Here is a 15,328-nt window from a genome sequence, read left to right as displayed (position 1 = left end):
ACGTAGGGCGGGTCGATCCTGGAGCTGGGCTTGCGGCCTCAGCGCCCGGATTTCATGACATTCTGGCGAAGGACGTCGACGGCCACGGCCACCACGATCACCGCGCCGATGGCGAAGGTCTGGAAGGCGCTGTCGACGTTCAGAAGGTTGAGGCCGTTCCGCAACACGGCGATCAGCAGCACGCCGATGATGGTGTTGGCGATGGAGCCGACGCCGCCGAAGAAGCTGGCGCCGCCGATGATGACCGCCGCGATGGCGTCGGTCTCGTAGTCGAGGCCGGCCAGCGGGTAGACGGCGTTGACGCGTCCGGCGAGCACCAGGCCGGCAAGAGCGGCAGTCAGACCCGAGATCGTATAGACGAGGTTCAGGATGCTGTTGACCTTGATGCCGGACAGTCGTGCCGCTTCCTTGTTGCCGCCGACGGCGTAGATGTAGCGCCCGGTCGAGGTGCGGGTCAGGAAGAAGTACATGCCGACGTAGAGGATGGCGACCAGGATGAAGCTGACGGGAACCTGGCCGATCGAGTTGTTGCCGAGGTACTGGATTTCGTCGGGGAACATGCTGATCGGAGCGGCGGCGGTGACGAACAACGCGATGCCGCGCGCCATCTTCTGCATGCCGAGCGTCGAGATGAACGGGTGCGGCAGACGCAGCTTGGTGAGCAGCAGGCCGTTGACGAGACCAAGCAGAGCGCCGGAGCCGAGACACACCAGCATGGACGCATAGGGGCCCAGGCCCCAACGGTCGGAGGCGATGCCCATCATCATAGCCGAAAGCGCCAGCACCGAGCCGACGGAGAGGTCGATACCTGCCGTCAGGATGGCCAGGAACATGCCGATCGACACGATGGCGCTGACCGCCGCCTGCGAGGCGACGTTCATAAGGTTGTCCATGGTCAGGAAGCGGGGCGAAAGCGCGGTCATGACGGCGCAGAGCAGGAGCAGGCTGAGCAGAACGCCGAGCTGGTAGAGTTTCTCGGTCATGGCGGCGCTCTTGCCCACGGCTTTCTCGGCCGGCAGCTTGCCGTTGTTCGTCAGGACGTCGTTGGACATCGAAAATTCCTCCCACGGAATAGGGTCCGGCAGCGCTGGCCGGGAAAAGGCTGGTCTTGAGGTCAGGACGCCTGCTTGAAGCCGGACGCGGCGTACATGATCTTCTCCTGCGTCGCTTCCTGCTGCGTCATCTCGCCGGTGATCTCGCCCTCGTGCATCACGAGGATCCGGTCGGCCATGCCCATCACCTCTTCCATTTCCGAGCAGATGATGATGACGCCGGCGCCGTTTGCGACCAATTGGTTGATAAGCTTGTAGACTTCCACCTTGGCGCCGACGTCGATGCCACGGGTCGGCTCGTCGAAGATGAAGATCTTGGCGTTGGACAGCAGCCACTTGGCGATGACCACCTTCTGCTGGTTGCCGCCCGACAGCTTGCCCACCAGCATGTCCATGCCCGAGGTCTTGAGCCGCATTTCGGCACAGACCTTCCTGGCCGTCTCCTTGATGCGGCCGAGGCTCAGCCAGCCGGCCTTGCCGTACTTGTGCATCTTGACGATGGTGGCATTGAACGCGACGCTCTGGATCAGGATGAGGCCCTGTTCCTTGCGGTTCTCGGTCAGGAAGGCGATGCCGGCGTCGATGGAGTCGAGCGGCTGGCGGATCTTGACCGGCTTGCCGAACACTTCGATGGCGCCGGAGTCATAGGGGTCGGCGCCGGTGATGGCGCGTGCTGTTTCGGTTCGTCCCGCACCGACCAGTCCGGCAAAGCCGAGCACTTCGCCCGCCCGGAGGTCGAAGGAAATGTCGTGCAGCACGCCCTTGCGGTTGAGGTTCCGGACGGACAGGATGACGTCGCCTTGCGGCGCCGGCTCCTTCGGATACTTGTTCTGGATGCTGCGGCCGACCATCAGCTGAATGATGTCGGCCACCGAGCGCTCCTTCATGGCGAAGGACTCGATGGAGCGACCGTCGCGCATCACCGTCACGGTGTCGCAATTGTCGCGCACCTCGTCGAGGCGGTGCGAAATGAAGAGGATAGCGACGCCGCGCGCCTTCATTTGAGCCATCACGCGGAAAAGGTCGTGCGCTTCCTTCTCGCTGAGGCTGGACGTCGGCTCGTCCATGATGATCAGCTTGGCGTTCGACCAGACGGCGCGGCAGATTTCGATCATCTGCTGGTGACCGACGCCGAGCGTGCCGAGCCTGGCGGTGGGGGACACGGCGAGCCCGAGGTCGGCGAGCAGTTCGGCCGCCTTGGCATTCATCTGGCCACGATCAAGAATGTTCAGCGATTCCGCCAGATACATCTCGCGGCCGAGAAAGATGTTCTCCGCCACCGTGAGGTGCGGAATGAGGTTCAGCTCCTGATAGATGCAGCCGATGCCGATGCCCATTGCGCGCCGGGGATCGAGAGAAGTGTAGGTCACTCCGTCGAACTCGATCGTTCCACTGTCCGGCGTATGAGCGCCCGTGAGCATTTTGATCAGAGTCGACTTGCCGGCGCCATTCTCGCCGCAGATGCCGTGGATCTCGCCGGCGCGCGCCTCTATATCCACGCCGTCCAGCGCAATAACGCCGGGGAACTTCTTGGTTAAGCCCTTGACTTTCAGTAGGATTCCATCGGCGACCATTTCCGATACCTCGGTTGCGGTGTCGAGCAAGAGGTCGCCGCGCCGCCCTGGAAATGGCTTCGCTGCCTGACCGTCTCCTCCCTACCATCAGCCGGTCGGCTCCCCGCAGACCGGCCTCCTCCCTTGTCTCATTCGCTAAGGAATGAAACGACTGTTTTCCTGCATAGAATGGAAGATTAGTTCCACGATGGACTTGGGTCGTCAAGTCCCTATCATCTCCATCATGTCGCGCAATATGCACCCTTAGGTCGTATCCATCATGGTGTGTTTACGCTATATAATTGATTTAAAAAGGACTGTGGCGGGGTGAAATATCGCCCAGGCTGTATGCTGGCGAAGGCGGGTCATACTAACGTATGAAATGGACGTTTCACGTATACCGAGGCGCAATCCGGCTATCTCGAGTCTGTTTCAGGGATAGCCGTATTCCGTCCATCAAATGGCACAATTGTACCGAGGGGCATCGCATATAGAGCGGCGTCGGAGAGGAGGCGCCTGTGTGGGGCGGGTGTCATCGCCTTGAGGCATTTGCCGAAGCGCGGCCTCAGATGGCCCGCTCGGCCCGCGCCGTCCGAACGATCGACGTCAGGAAAGCCGCGATGAACAGGATCGCCATCAGCAGTACGATGGTCGGTGCCGGGGCGCTGTCGAGGAAGAAGGACAGGTATACGCCGGCGAGCGAGGCGGCCACCGCTACGGCTGTGGCAACCAGAAGCATGGCGGAGAAGCGCCGGGTGACCAGAAAGGCGATGGCGCCGGGCGCGATCAGCATGGCGATGGCGAGGATGATGCCAACCGCCTGCAGGGCGCCGACGATGGTCAGCGAGATCAGCGCCAGCAAGCCATAATGCAGAAGGCCAACAGGAAGTCCCGAGGCTTTCGCCTGCGCCGGGTCAAAGGCATGCAGCAGCAGGTCCTTCCATTTGGCGCCGATGAGGCCGGCGGCGATGGTGGCGATCGTCGCGGTGAACGCGACATCCTGCCATGACACGCCCAGCATGTCGCCGAACAGGATGTGATCGAGATGAACGGTCGCTTGAACCTTCACATGAAGAACGAGGCCGAGGCCGAACATGCCGGAGAACACCACCCCCATCACGGTGTCTTGCTTGATGCGGCTGTTGTCCTTCAGAAATCCGGTGGCGAGAGCGCAGAGCATGCCGGCCGCGAAGGCGCCGACCGCGTAGGGCAGGCCGACGATGTAGGCGACGACCACGCCGGGGAAGACGGCGTGCGAGATGGCGTCGCCCATCAGCGACCAGCCCTTCAGGACCAGGAAGCAGGAGAGCAGCGCTGTCGGTACGGCTACCAACGCAGAGATGACCAGCGCTCGGATCATGAAATCGAACTGGAACGGCAAGAGGAGCGCATCGACGATGGTCATCGGGAGGCCTCCAGATCCCGTGTTGCACGTCTGCGAGCCGCCAGCAGACCGTGGCGGGGTGCCAGCAGGAACACCGCGAGGAAGATGGACGCCTGAAGGACAACGATGATGCCGCCCGTGGCGCCGTCGAGGAAATAGCTGACGTAGGCGCCGAAGAAGCTGGTCAGCGTGCCGATTGCCACCGCGATGGCGATCAGGCGCGGAAATCGGTCGGTGAGGAGATAGGCCGTGGCGCCCGGCGTCACGACCATGGAGATGACCAGGAAGGCGCCAACGGTCTGGAGCGCCGCCACGGTGGACGCCGACAGAAGGGTGAAGAACACGATCTTGAGGGCGGTCGTGTTGAGGCCGATCGAGCGCGCGTGCGTCTCGTCGAAGAAGGTCACCATCAGGTCCTTCCATTTGGCGAGCAGCACGGCGAGCGAGACGAGACCGATGATCGCGAGTTGCAGGATGTCGGCCGGGGCGATCGCCAGGACGTTCCCGAGCACGATGGTCTGAATGTCGACCGACATGGGCGACAGCGACACCATGAACAGGCCCAGCCCGAAGAAGGACGAGAAGATCAGGCCGATGATGGCGTCCTCGCGCAGCTTGGTGCGTTGGTTGAGGAACAGCATGGCTGCGGCCGCGAGGCCGCCGGCGAAGAAGGCGCCCAGCGAGAATGGCAGGCCGAGCATGTAGGCGCCGGCCACGCCGGGGACGATGGCGTGCGACAGCGCGTCGCCGATCAGCGACCAACCCTTCAGCATCAGGTAGCAGGACAGGAAGGCACAAACGCCGCCGACCAGCGCCGACACCCACATGGCGTTGACCATGTAGCTATAGGAGAACGGTTCGAGAAGCGTCGCCATCACTCGAACCTTTCCGCGCCGGCGTTCAGTCGGGTCGCCTTGCCGTCGCGCAAAACCAGAGCCCGCTCATCGTCGGTAATGACGCCGACGGAATGGGCCTCGCCATTGCGCTGTTCGCTCAGGATGAAATGGCGCAAGGCGCCGCCGAAGGCCATCTCGAGGTTGGCCTGAGTGAATACCTCGGCGGTCAATCCGTAGGTCAGAACGGTGCCCTTGACCAGTACGGTACGATCGCAGAACTCCGGCACGCTTCCGAGATCGTGAGTCGAGACCAGCATGACCCGGCCCTCGTCGCGCAGCTCCTTGAGCAGGTCGATGATGGCGCCTTCAGTCTTGAGGTCGACGCCGGTGAATGGCTCGTCGAGCAGGATGACGCGACTGTCCTGGGCCAGCGCCCGCGCCAGGAACACGCGCTTTCGCTGCCCACCGGACAGTTCGCCGATCTGACGATTGCGGAACTCCGCCATGCCGACGCGGAAGAGGGCGGTGGCCACCGCTTCATGGTCGGCCGGGCGCGGCCGGCGCAGGAAACCCATGTGGCCGTAACGGCCCATCATCACCACGTCCTCGACCAGCACCGGGAAGTTCCAGTCGACTTCCTCGCTCTGCGGCACATAGGCGACCAGGTTTTGGCCAAGCGCGTCGGCCACAGGCATGCCGAAAATGGATATGGAGCCACGCGCCAGTCGTATAAAGCCCATGATCGCCTTGAACAGCGTCGACTTGCCCGACCCATTGACGCCGACCAGCGCCGTGATGGTGCCCGGCGGCGCCACGAAGCTGGCGTCACGCATCGCGGTATGGCCGTTGCGATAGGTGATGGTCGCCGATTGCACTTCGATTCCGGCGCTGGTGGAGCTGGCGATCGTTCCTTGGTGGTCCAGCTTTTCGCTCATGGGCGTGCTCTGTCGGCGGTGGCTTCAAAGACTAACGCGGAAATCATGGCGTGTTGGCCAACCCTTTGGCAACTGTTTCCGCCGTAACGCGCAGCAGGTCGAGATAGGTCGGCACGGGGCCGCCCTCTTCACTTAGCGAATCCACGTAGAGAACGCCGCCGTATCGAGCGCCGGTCTCGCGGGCGACCTGTTCGGCCGGCTTGGACGATACCGTGCTTTCGGAGAAGACGACGGTGATGCCATGTTCGCGCACCGCGTCGATCACCTTGCGGACCTGCTTTGGCGTGCCCTGGCTGTCGGCGTTGATCGGCCAGAGGTAGAGCTCGTTGAGATCGAAATCACGGGCGAGGTAGGAGAAGGCGCCTTCGCTCGTGACCAGCCAACGCCGGTCCGGCGGCAGGGCGGCCAGTTCAGCCCGAATGGGGTCGATGGCCGCCGAGATCTTGGCCTTGTAGGCTTCGGCATTGGCCTTGTAGATCTCGGCATTCGCCGGATCATGCAAGACGAAAGCATCGCGGATGTTGTCGACATAGATGAGCGCCGAGGTCGGCGACATCCAGGCATGCGGATTGGGCTTGCCTGTGTATGGCCCCTCGGCAATGCCGATCGGGTCGATGCCGTCCGAAACGACGGCGCTTGGCACATCCTGAAGATTGTCGAAGAATTTCTCGAACCATAGTTCGAGATTGAGGCCGTTCCACAGGATCAGCTTGGCGCCTTGCGCCCGCTGAATGTCGCCTGGAGTCGGTTGATAGTTATGGATCTCGGCGCCGGGCTTGGTGATCGACTCGACAATGGCGGCGTCGCCGGCCACATTCTTCGCCATGTCGGCGATGACGGTGAAGGTCGTCACCGCCTTGAACTTCTCCTGGGCACTAGCCGTACCTCCCGCAAGCCCTTGCGCCACCAGGGCGGCGATCGCCAACCCGAACCATCTTCGTGTGTTCCGGAATCGCGGGCCGCGCATGCTCGATCTCCTGTAGGCTAGTCTCGAATGTGTAGCATGGGCATCATATGCTATTGCGAGGCGTTTGCAAGTACATATTTGAGGGCAGCCGTGCAGGCTGACCGCGCCGAAGCGCGGCCGCGGGCGGCGATCGGATTAGGTGATATCCGCCGCGCCCGGGCGCGGACTGTTCGTCGTTTGGATCAGGCGCGGTGATCGAGGCGGGCGACCAACCGGTCGCCGAGCCACTGGATTCCCGACACCAATATGATCAGAACGGCGACGACGGCGATCATGACGCCCGTCTCGAAGCGCTGATAGCCGTAGCGGATGGCGAGATCGCCAAGGCCGCCGGCACCGATGGCACCGGCCATGGCCGAGGCGCCGACCAGCGTTACCAGCGTCACCGTGAAACCGGCCACGATGCCGGGCAACGCCTCCGGGACCAGAACTTCCCGGACGATGGTCCAGCGGTTGCCGCCCATGGCGCGCGCCGCCTCGATCAGGCCGGGATCGACCTCACGCAACGACACTTCGGCGACGCGGGCGTAGTAGGGCGCCGCGGCGATGGCCAGCGGCACGATGGCCGCCGCTGTGCCGAGCGACGTGCCGACGAGAAGGCGGGTCAACGGGATCAAGGCCACCAGAAGAATGATGAAGGGCACCGAGCGGAAGCCGTTGATCACCCAGCCCAGCGCGCGATTGATGACGAGGTTCTCGGCGATGCCGTCCCGGTCGGTGGCGACGAGGATCAGCGCCAGCGGCAGGCCGGCGACGAAAGAGATGACGCCGGAAGCCAGCGTCATGAGCACCGTCTCCCAGATCGACTGGAGCAACAGGTTAAACAGGACGGGAGACATGGCCGAGCACCTCGACGCGGGCGTTGATGGAGCGGAGATAGGCGGCAGCTTCGTCGGCGAGGCTGGCCGGCTCGCGCGGCACGGTCAGGAAGAAGCGGGCCACGGGCTGGTCGTGGATATGGTCGATCCCGCCGTGCAGGAAGTGTGCCTCGGGCAGATGCGCCAGGATTTCGGCGAACAGACCATTGCCCAAGGCGGGATCGGTAAGATCGACGCCGAGGACGACCTCTTGACCGTCTTGGGATAGGCGCGAGGCGATATGCGCCGGCAGTTGCGGCCGGACGCCTGACAGAAGACTTTGGGTCAGCTCTGTCTTCGGATCGGAGAAGACGTGCCAGACCTCTCCTTCCTCGACGACGCGACCGGCTTCGAGCACCACCACACGGTCGCCGATGGTCCGCACCACTTCCATCTCGTGGGTGATGAGGACGACGGTAACGCCGAGCTTGCGGTTGATGTCCTTGAGGAGAGTCAGAATGGCGCGAGTGGTTTCCGGATCAAGGGCGGACGTCGCCTCGTCGGAAAGCAGCAGGGCGGGCCGGGCGGAAAGTGCCCGCGCGATGCCGACCCGCTGCTTCTGGCCGCCGGAAAGCGCCGCTGGGTAGGAGCCGGCCTTGTCGGACAGCCCGACGAGATCGAGCAGCTCCAGCGCCCGTGCGCGCCGCTCGGCCTTGGCCCAACCGGCGATCTTCAGCGGCAGGGCGACATTGTCCACCACGGTCTTGGCGGACATCAGGTTGAAGTGCTGGAAAATCATGCCGATCTTGCGGCGGATCGGCTGCAGCTCGCTTTCGCTGAGGCCGACGATGTTCCGTCCTTCGATCTCGATGCGGCCGCTGTCGGGCCTCTCCAAGCCGTTGAGGCAGCGGATCAGCGTCGACTTTCCGGCGCCGGATCGGCCGATGATGCCGAGGATTTCGCCGCGTTGCACGGTGAGCGACAGATCGTCGAGGGCGCGCGTCGGGCCGAAGCTGCGGCTGACGCCGGATAGCGCGACGACAGGGGTATCCGGCGCGCCGGCTGCGGAGTCCACGGCCGAGAAGGCTGTGGCGGACGGCTGCGAGTTCACGTTTCTTCCAGTCATGTCTCGTCCGGAGAGTGCGCGGTCGGGCCTCCCCGATGAACGCGATCCGGCGGGAAATCGCCGCCGGACCGCCTCTTCAACGGTTTTCCGTCCCTGAGGTCAATAGGCGGCGACGCCGGTGCCCTTGTAGACCTCGTCGAACACGGCCTTGACGGTCGGATTCTGGTAGGCGGCGACCAGCTTGACCACCCACGGCTCCTTGGCGTCAGCCTCGCGGACTGCGATGAAGTTCCTGTAGGGGTTGTCGGCAATCGCTTCCTGGGCAATGCGGTTCTCCGCCGAGAGGCCGGCTTTCAATGCCCAGTCGGTGTTGACGACGGCCCCGTCGAGATCGTCGATGGCCCGGCCGACCACGCCGGCGTCCAACTCCTTGATTTCAAGATTCTTCGGGTTTTCGGTGACATCGGCGACGGTCGCCAGAATGCCCGTCCCCGGGGCGAGCTTGATGAGGCCCAACTGTTCCAGCACCTTGAGGGCGCGGCCCTCGTTGGAGGGATCGTTCGGCACGCCGATGCTGGCGCCTTCCTTGAGCTCGGCAACCTTGGTGTGGGTCTTGGAGTAAAGGCCGATCGGCCACAGACCGGTGTAGCCGGCAACGACGATATGATAGCCGTTCTGCTGGATCTGGTTGTCGAGATAGGGCTTGTGCTGGAAGGCGTTGGCGTCGATTTCGCCACGCTCGAGAGCCTCGTTCGGCTGGGTGTAGTCATTGAAGGTGACCAGCTCCAGCGACAGACCGACCTTCTCGGCTTCGGCCGCCGCAGCCCGCCACACATCTTCGTCCTCGCCCGACATGATGCCGACCTTGACCGATGTCTTGTCGGCGGCGAGCGCCGCCGTCGCACCGACGGCGGCAATGGACACGAGCGCAGCGGCGCCGGCAAGGGCGGTAAGGCCCGCGCGACGGGTGAGGGCGAAGGGAAGAGGCTTGGTCATCTCGCAAAAATTCCTGTTGGACATCCGGCATTCGGACTTCGGAACGAAAAGCTTCGTTTCGCATGAGACTATGGCAGATGCCGACTGTCGCGGCGACGCTGTGCACAGCGCTTGTGCAATGTGCTCGCGAAAAGTTCTACCAAAAATCGGCCGAGTATCGGACGAATTTTCTGGAGCCTCGCTTGCGATGAGCGCGAACCGTCATGACAGATCACATCTATCGAGCTGAGGTGATGTTATTGCCGTGTGACGGCTCGGGTTGTCCCGCAAGACGAGGGTGCACCGGCCCGCGCCCGCTGCCGAGCGCCGGCAGCAGCTTGCTGATATCGGAGAAATCGCGCACCGAAAGCTCGATGTCCGCCGCCCTTGCGACGGCCGACAAGTCCTCCGGGCTGCGAACGCCGACGGCCACGGCGGCCACACCTGGCCAGCTCAGGCTCCAGGCCGCCGCCACGGCGGCCGGTGTCGCGCGTCGGCGTGCTGCTATGGTCCGGAGAAGCCGCCGCATCGATTGCAAAGTGTCGGCAAGCCCTTCCGGACCGTCCGGCGGTACCGCCAGGTCAGGTCCGGCGGCGTGATTGGCAATGATTGCCGGGGTCCGCCGGCCACGCGCCGGCAACTCGCCGTCGCTGACGCGACGATCGAACAGCGACATCTCCACGTGAACGGTGTCGCAGGCGCCGATCCGTTCGGCCCGTTCAAGATGGCTGCTGTCGGGCGCGATCAGTCCAAGGTTTCGCAGGAGACCTTTCTGCCGCAAGTCGAGGAGCATTGACCATGCATCCTCGAACAGGGTGTCGGAGGTGGCGGTGAGATGAAGTTTGACGAGGTCCGCGGTCTCGGTGCCAAGGCGGGAGAGCGATCTTTCAAGTTGCCGACGCAGGCGACGTGGTTCGAAAGTGGGGCGAAGCTGCCCATGTCGCGAGCGTTCATCCCAGTCGAAGCCGACGGCCAGCGAAACGAAGGGGCGGTCGCCAGCCGGCAAGGCGGCAAGGGCAACACCTATGCGACGCTCGACCTCGCCGCGATCGAGGATGGCATCGGTGTCGATCCAGTTGATGCCCAATGCGGATGCTTGGCGGACCACCTCGGCGATGTGGCTCTCGCTCTTTCCGAAAGACGCCGCGCCAAGCCCGATCCGCGATAGTTGCAAGCCGCCGACCGCGGCCGAGCTGCCTGGCGTATGTCTTTCCGGCATGTTCTCCTCTTGCGTGACGGCCGTGCGCGTCTGCGCCAGCGTCCGAAAAGGCTAGCCAATGTCGGAAGGGGCCATCAGGGCTGGTTTTCTCTTTTTCGCTCGATCCCGGAACGAAATGCCGCCTGCGCATGGCTTTTCGGCAAGCCGTTTGCCGGTCGGCCAAAGACATCATGTTCTATCGACGGTTGCGCGCGGTTCCCGCCGGGCAGTCGTGATCCGCTGAATGGTCACGAACAGCAATGGCACGAAAAACACGCCGAGCAATGTTGCCGAGATCATTCCACCCATGACCCCGATGCCAATGGCATTCTGCGCCGCCGAACCGGCCCCCGTGGCTCGAGCGAGCGGTAGCACACCCAGCACGAAGGCGAGCGAGGTCATGACGATCGGCCGGAGACGAAGCCGTGCCGCCTCGATGACGGCGTCGACGGCCGTGCTTCCGCGCTCCATCAGGTCCTTGGCGAACTCGACGATGAGGATGGCATTCTTGGCCGTAAGTCCGATGGTGGTGAGCAGCCCGACCTTGAAGTAGACGTCGTTCGACTGGCCAAACAGCTTGGCGAAGGCAAGCGCTCCGAACACGCCGACCGGGACCGCGAGCAGTACCGAGAACGGGATGGACCAGCTTTCATAGAGCGCGGCCAGGCAAAGGAAGACGACGACCAGCGACACGGCGTAGAGCAGCATCTCCTGCGAACCGGCCAGGCGCTCCTGGTAGGAAAGGCCGGACCAGGCTGCCGAGTAGCCGCCGTCGAGGTCGGCCACCAGCGTCTCGGCCGCCGTCATGGCGTCGCCGGAGCTGACGCCGCTCGCCGCCGTTCCATCGAGCGCAACGGCTGCGGTACCGTTGAACCGGTCGAGCGAGGGCGACCCTTTCACCCATTCGGTGCTGGCGAAGGCGGAGAACGGCACCATTTCACCGTCGTCGTTCTTGGCGTACCAGCGATCTATGTCGCCGGGCTGCATGCGAAAGGGGGTGTCTCCCTGCACGTACACCGGCTTGATCTCGCCGTGGTAGATGAAGTCGTTGACGTCCGATCCGGAGAAGACGGTGGTGATCAGGCTGTTGATACCCGAGAGATCGACGCCGAGCGCGCCGGCCTTGTTCCGGTCGATGTTGATCTTGAGCTGGGATTCCAGTGTGCGCGTGTTACCGCGCAAGTTGGCGATCGATGCGTTGGTCGCCGCCTTGTCGGCCATCTCGTTGGCTGCAGAGTTGAGTGCGTCGCGACCTTCGTTGCCGCTGTCCTGCAAGTACATCGAGAAACCGCTGGTCTGGCCAAGGCCCTGAATGGCCGGCGGCGCCAGCACGAACACCTCGGCATCCCGGATCTTCCGAAAATGGGCGGAAGCGCGAGCGGCGACTGCACTTGCCGAAAGGCGACTGTCGGTTCGTTGGTCGAAGTCCTTCAGGCGGACGAAGCCCATGGCGCTATTCTCGCCGCTGCCGGAGAATCCGAAGCCAAGCGTCATGAACACGCTCTGGATCGCGTCCTTTTCCTCGTTGAGGTAGTAGTCCTGAACCTTGTCGATCACGGCCTGGGTGCGGGCGGCATTGGCGCCAGCCGGCAGCGTGATCATCGTCATCAGGACACCCTGGTCTTCCTCCGGCAGGAATGAAGTCGGCAGGTTGCTGTAGAGCCCGTAGGCCCCTGCGATCAGGGCCAGAAAGACGGCGAACATCCGCACGGGGCGCAAGACAACTCGACCGACCGTGCGGGAGTAGCCGTTGGTCAGGCGCGCGAAGCCACGGTCGAACCAGCCGAGCCAGCGGTGAAGTGGTCCCTCGTGGCTGGGTTTCAGCATGAGCGCGCAAAGCGCAGGCGTCAGGATGACGGCGACCAGAACCGAGAGCAGCATGGCGCTGGCGATGGTCACCGAGAACTGCCGGTAGATGACGCCGACCGAGCCGGAGAAGAAGGCCATCGGAATGAACACGGCTGTCAGCACCAGGGCAATGCCGATCAGAGCGCCGGTGATCTCGCCCATCGATTTTTCGGTGGCTTCGCGCGGCGGCAGCTTCTCGTCGCGCATGATGCGCTCGACATTCTCGACCACGACGATGGCATCGTCGACGAGCAGGCCGATGGCCAGCACCATGGCGAACATGGTCAGCATGTTGATCGAGTAGCCGAGTGCGGCGAGTACGCCGAAGGTTCCGAGCAACACTACCGGCACCGCGATCATCGGGATCAGCGTGGCGCGGAGGTTCTGGAGGAACAGGAGCAACACCAGAAACACGAGGATGATGGCCTCGATCAGTGTTTCGACCACCTTCTCGATGGAAAGCTCCACAAAGGGTGTCGTCTCGTAGGAGTAGGCGATCTCCACGCCATCGGGCAGCGAATCCTGGAGGCTGTCGAGTTCGGCATGAACGAGGTTGGCTGTGGAGATGGCATTGGCGCCGGAAGCGAGCTGAACGCCGAATCCGGCGGCGGGCTGTCCGTTGAAGCTCGACCTTTGGCCGTAGCTTTCGAGGCCGACCTCCACGCGGGCCACGTCGGACAGCCGGACCACCGAGCCGTCGGCTGCTGTCTTCAGGCTGATCCGGTTGAACTCGTCGACCGAGGTCATTTGCGACTGGGCGATGATGCTCGCCTTGAGCTGCTGGCCCTTGACCACCGGCGTGGCGCCGATCGAGCCGGCGGCCACCTGGGCATTCTGCGCCTTGATGGCGGTGGTCACGTCGCTCGGCACCAGCTGGTATTTCAGCATCGCCGCCGGATCGAGCCAGATGCGCATGGCATAACCCGAGCCGAATGACTGCACCCCGCCGACGCCGTCGAGCCGCTCGATGCGGTCCTCGATCTGGCTGGACATGATGTCGGACAACTCGTCCGAGGTGTAGCGGCCATCGCGCGAGATGATGTTGCCGATCATCAGGATGCCGGATGGCGACCGGTTGACGCGAACGCCGGCGTCCTGCACGGCGTCAGGTAGTTGCGACTCGACGCGCGACAGCTTGTTCTGCACTTCCACCTGAGCCAGCTCCGGATCGGTGCCGTTGGCGAAGGTGAGCTCGATCGAGGCGGAACCGGTACTCGACGACGATTCCATATAGAGGAGGCCATCGAGCCCGGTCATGGCGCTTTCGATCTTCTTGGTGACCGAGTTCTCGACCGCCGCGGCCGTGGCGCCGGAGTAGGTGGCCGACACGCGAACCGTCACCGGCGCGATGTCGGGATATTGCGAGATCGACAGCGAGTAGATCCCCATCACGCCGGCCAGCAGCGTGGCGATGGCCAGAACGATGGCGAACACCGGCCGGGCAATGAAGAAGCTGGCGAGCGCATTGCGTGGCGAGGAAAGAGTCATTTGCCGCTCTCCTTCGCCAGATCCTGCTCGACCACGCCGTCATCGTCGATGGTTGCCTCGACGGGCACGACCTCGGCACCGGCCGAAAATTTCTGGAAGCCGTCGACGATCAGCCTGTCGCCGGAGGAAGCACCATCGGTGACGATCCAGTTGTTGCCAGACGTGCCGACCGTGGTGATCCGCTTGGCTTCGGCCTTGTTGTCGAACGACACGACGTAGATCGTGGCGATGCCGTCGTCATCCCGCGTCACCGCGCGCTGCGGCACGAGGAACGCGCCGTTGAGCGTGCCGAGATCGACGCTGGCCTGGACGAACATGCCGGGCAGCAGGACTCGCTTGCTGTTGGGGAAGGTGGCGCGCAGCGTGAAGGTTCCCGTCGTTTCGCTGACCACCATGTCGGTGAGCAGGATTGTGCCTGTCTCGCCGTAGGCCTTGCCATTCTCCAGTGTCAGCGTCACCGCCGCTGGCTTGTCCATCTCACGCCCCAGACGCCCGCTGTCCACTTCGTCGCGGATGCGCAGGAGGTTGGCGCTGGAATCGACGAGATCGACGTTGATCGGGTCGATCTGGCGAATGGTGGCGAGCGCATCGGTCTGGTTCTCCGTGACCAATGCGCCGACGCTGACCGTGGACACGCCGATGATCCCGCCGATCGGCGCACGGATGGTGGCATTCTCGAGATTGATGCGCGCCGTTTCCAGGTCGGCTCGCGCCGCCTCCTCGCTCGCCTGTGCCTGCAACAACGTCGAGCGGGAGTCGTCGACAGTCTGAGCGGCGACCGCATTGCTTTCGCCGAGCTTCGCGTTGCGGTCGAAGGCCGTTTGCGCACCGGCGGTGGCCGCTTCGGCCTTTTTCACGGCCGCTGCCGCGGCGGCATAGGCGGCCTTGAACTTGGCGTCTTCGAGCTCGTAGAGCACGTCGCCGGCGTTGACCACGCCGCCTTCTCTGAAGGCGATCTTGCGGACGATGCCCGCCACCTGAGGCCGGATCTCGGCTGTTGCCAATGCCACGACGCGGCCCGGCAGTTCCATGGTTCGCGGCACCGAAGTCGGCTGAAGCGTCACGTAGCCGACCTCGGCCTTACCGGCCGGCGGCGGCCCCGAGGGACCACTCGGCTGGCAGGCAGCAATAAAGGTCAGAACAAGTGCTGTGCCGCCAAGTCTTCCGATAGAACGCATGTTTCGGCTCCAGCCATAAGTTCCGTATCTAAATATTTCGGAACAAACCGT

The 15,328-nt window shown here is 63.6% G+C and carries 12 protein-coding genes; all 12 read right to left on the bottom strand.

Going from position 1 to position 15,328, the window contains the following annotated elements; all coding sequences use genetic code 11:
- Window positions 1-38 precede the first annotated feature (38 nt).
- Window positions 39-1,052 carry an ABC transporter permease gene (locus M4J39_RS06250; RefSeq protein WP_251726963.1) on the bottom strand — a complete coding sequence of 338 codons (1,014 nt, stop codon included), beginning with the start codon at window positions 1,050-1,052 and terminating at the stop codon, window positions 39-41.
- 62 nt (window positions 1,053-1,114) lie between these two features.
- Complete coding sequence (locus M4J39_RS06245; protein WP_251726962.1) at window positions 1,115-2,656, bottom strand: sugar ABC transporter ATP-binding protein; 1,542 nt, start codon at window positions 2,654-2,656, stop codon at window positions 1,115-1,117.
- 514 nt (window positions 2,657-3,170) lie between these two features.
- Window positions 3,171-4,010, bottom strand: a complete 840-nt coding sequence (locus M4J39_RS06240; protein WP_251726961.1) for a metal ABC transporter permease — start codon at window positions 4,008-4,010, stop codon at window positions 3,171-3,173.
- Entirely contained in the window at window positions 4,007-4,867 is an 861-nt protein-coding gene (locus M4J39_RS06235) for a metal ABC transporter permease (RefSeq protein ID WP_371875407.1), read from the bottom strand. The genes M4J39_RS06240 and M4J39_RS06235 overlap by 4 nt, the downstream gene beginning before the upstream one ends.
- Window positions 4,864-5,760 (bottom strand): manganese/iron ABC transporter ATP-binding protein, encoded by an 897-nt coding sequence (locus M4J39_RS06230; protein WP_251726959.1) that lies wholly within the window; start codon window positions 5,758-5,760, stop codon window positions 4,864-4,866. Before M4J39_RS06230 ends, M4J39_RS06235 begins: the two co-directional genes overlap by 4 nt.
- A 43-nt stretch (window positions 5,761-5,803) precedes the next feature.
- Window positions 5,804-6,727, bottom strand: coding sequence for a metal ABC transporter substrate-binding protein (locus M4J39_RS06225; RefSeq protein WP_251726958.1), 924 nt, complete (start codon window positions 6,725-6,727; stop codon window positions 5,804-5,806).
- A 182-nt stretch (window positions 6,728-6,909) separates the two neighbouring features.
- Window positions 6,910-7,566 carry a methionine ABC transporter permease gene (locus M4J39_RS06220; protein ID WP_251726957.1) on the bottom strand — a complete coding sequence of 219 codons (657 nt, stop codon included), beginning with the start codon at window positions 7,564-7,566 and terminating at the stop codon, window positions 6,910-6,912.
- Window positions 7,547-8,635 carry an ATP-binding cassette domain-containing protein gene (locus M4J39_RS06215; protein WP_251727570.1) on the bottom strand — a complete coding sequence of 363 codons (1,089 nt, stop codon included), beginning with the start codon at window positions 8,633-8,635 and terminating at the stop codon, window positions 7,547-7,549. The genes M4J39_RS06220 and M4J39_RS06215 overlap by 20 nt, the downstream gene beginning before the upstream one ends.
- A 114-nt stretch (window positions 8,636-8,749) precedes the next feature.
- Window positions 8,750-9,586: a MetQ/NlpA family ABC transporter substrate-binding protein gene (locus M4J39_RS06210; protein ID WP_251726956.1), complete on the bottom strand. Its 837-nt coding sequence runs from the start codon at window positions 9,584-9,586 to the stop codon at window positions 8,750-8,752.
- Window positions 9,587-9,803: 217 nt separating this feature from the next.
- Entirely contained in the window at window positions 9,804-10,784 is a 981-nt protein-coding gene (locus tag M4J39_RS06205; protein WP_251726955.1) for an aldo/keto reductase, read from the bottom strand.
- A 168-nt stretch (window positions 10,785-10,952) separates the two neighbouring features.
- The gene (locus M4J39_RS06200) at window positions 10,953-14,099 is read right to left on the bottom strand and encodes an efflux RND transporter permease subunit (RefSeq protein ID WP_251726954.1); all 3,147 of its coding nucleotides are present in this window, start codon (window positions 14,097-14,099) and stop codon (window positions 10,953-10,955) included.
- On the bottom strand, window positions 14,096-15,277 hold the full coding sequence (locus M4J39_RS06195) for an efflux RND transporter periplasmic adaptor subunit (RefSeq protein ID WP_251726953.1): 1,182 nt from the start codon (window positions 15,275-15,277) through the stop codon (window positions 14,096-14,098). The genes M4J39_RS06200 and M4J39_RS06195 overlap by 4 nt, the downstream gene beginning before the upstream one ends.
- Window positions 15,278-15,328: the final 51 nt, after the last annotated feature.

Origin of the sequence: Pleomorphomonas sp. NRK KF1 (assembly GCF_023721755.1) — a bacterium.
Lineage (GTDB): Bacteria > Pseudomonadota > Alphaproteobacteria > Rhizobiales > Pleomorphomonadaceae > Pleomorphomonas.
The sequence above is the reverse complement of the archived record's forward strand: the minus strand, read 5'-3'. Positions and strand labels throughout refer to the sequence as shown.

Excerpts from the sequence above, each read along its gene's own strand:
- M4J39_RS06210 (WP_251726956.1), bottom strand. The coding sequence starts at position 9,586 with ATGACCAAGCCTCTTCCCTTCGCCCTCACCCGTCGCGCGGGCCTTACC.
- M4J39_RS06225 (WP_251726958.1), bottom strand. The coding sequence starts at position 6,727 with ATGCGCGGCCCGCGATTCCGGAACACACGAAGATGGTTCGGGTTGGCG.
- M4J39_RS06240 (WP_251726961.1), bottom strand. The coding sequence starts at position 4,010 with ATGACCATCGTCGATGCGCTCCTCTTGCCGTTCCAGTTCGATTTCATG.
- M4J39_RS06200 (WP_251726954.1), bottom strand. The coding sequence starts at position 14,099 with ATGACTCTTTCCTCGCCACGCAATGCGCTCGCCAGCTTCTTCATTGCC.
- M4J39_RS06195 (WP_251726953.1), bottom strand. The coding sequence starts at position 15,277 with ATGCGTTCTATCGGAAGACTTGGCGGCACAGCACTTGTTCTGACCTTT.
- M4J39_RS06230 (WP_251726959.1), bottom strand. The coding sequence starts at position 5,760 with ATGAGCGAAAAGCTGGACCACCAAGGAACGATCGCCAGCTCCACCAGC.
- M4J39_RS06250 (WP_251726963.1), bottom strand. The coding sequence starts at position 1,052 with ATGTCCAACGACGTCCTGACGAACAACGGCAAGCTGCCGGCCGAGAAA.
- M4J39_RS06220 (WP_251726957.1), bottom strand. The coding sequence starts at position 7,566 with ATGTCTCCCGTCCTGTTTAACCTGTTGCTCCAGTCGATCTGGGAGACG.
- M4J39_RS06205 (WP_251726955.1), bottom strand. The coding sequence starts at position 10,784 with ATGCCGGAAAGACATACGCCAGGCAGCTCGGCCGCGGTCGGCGGCTTG.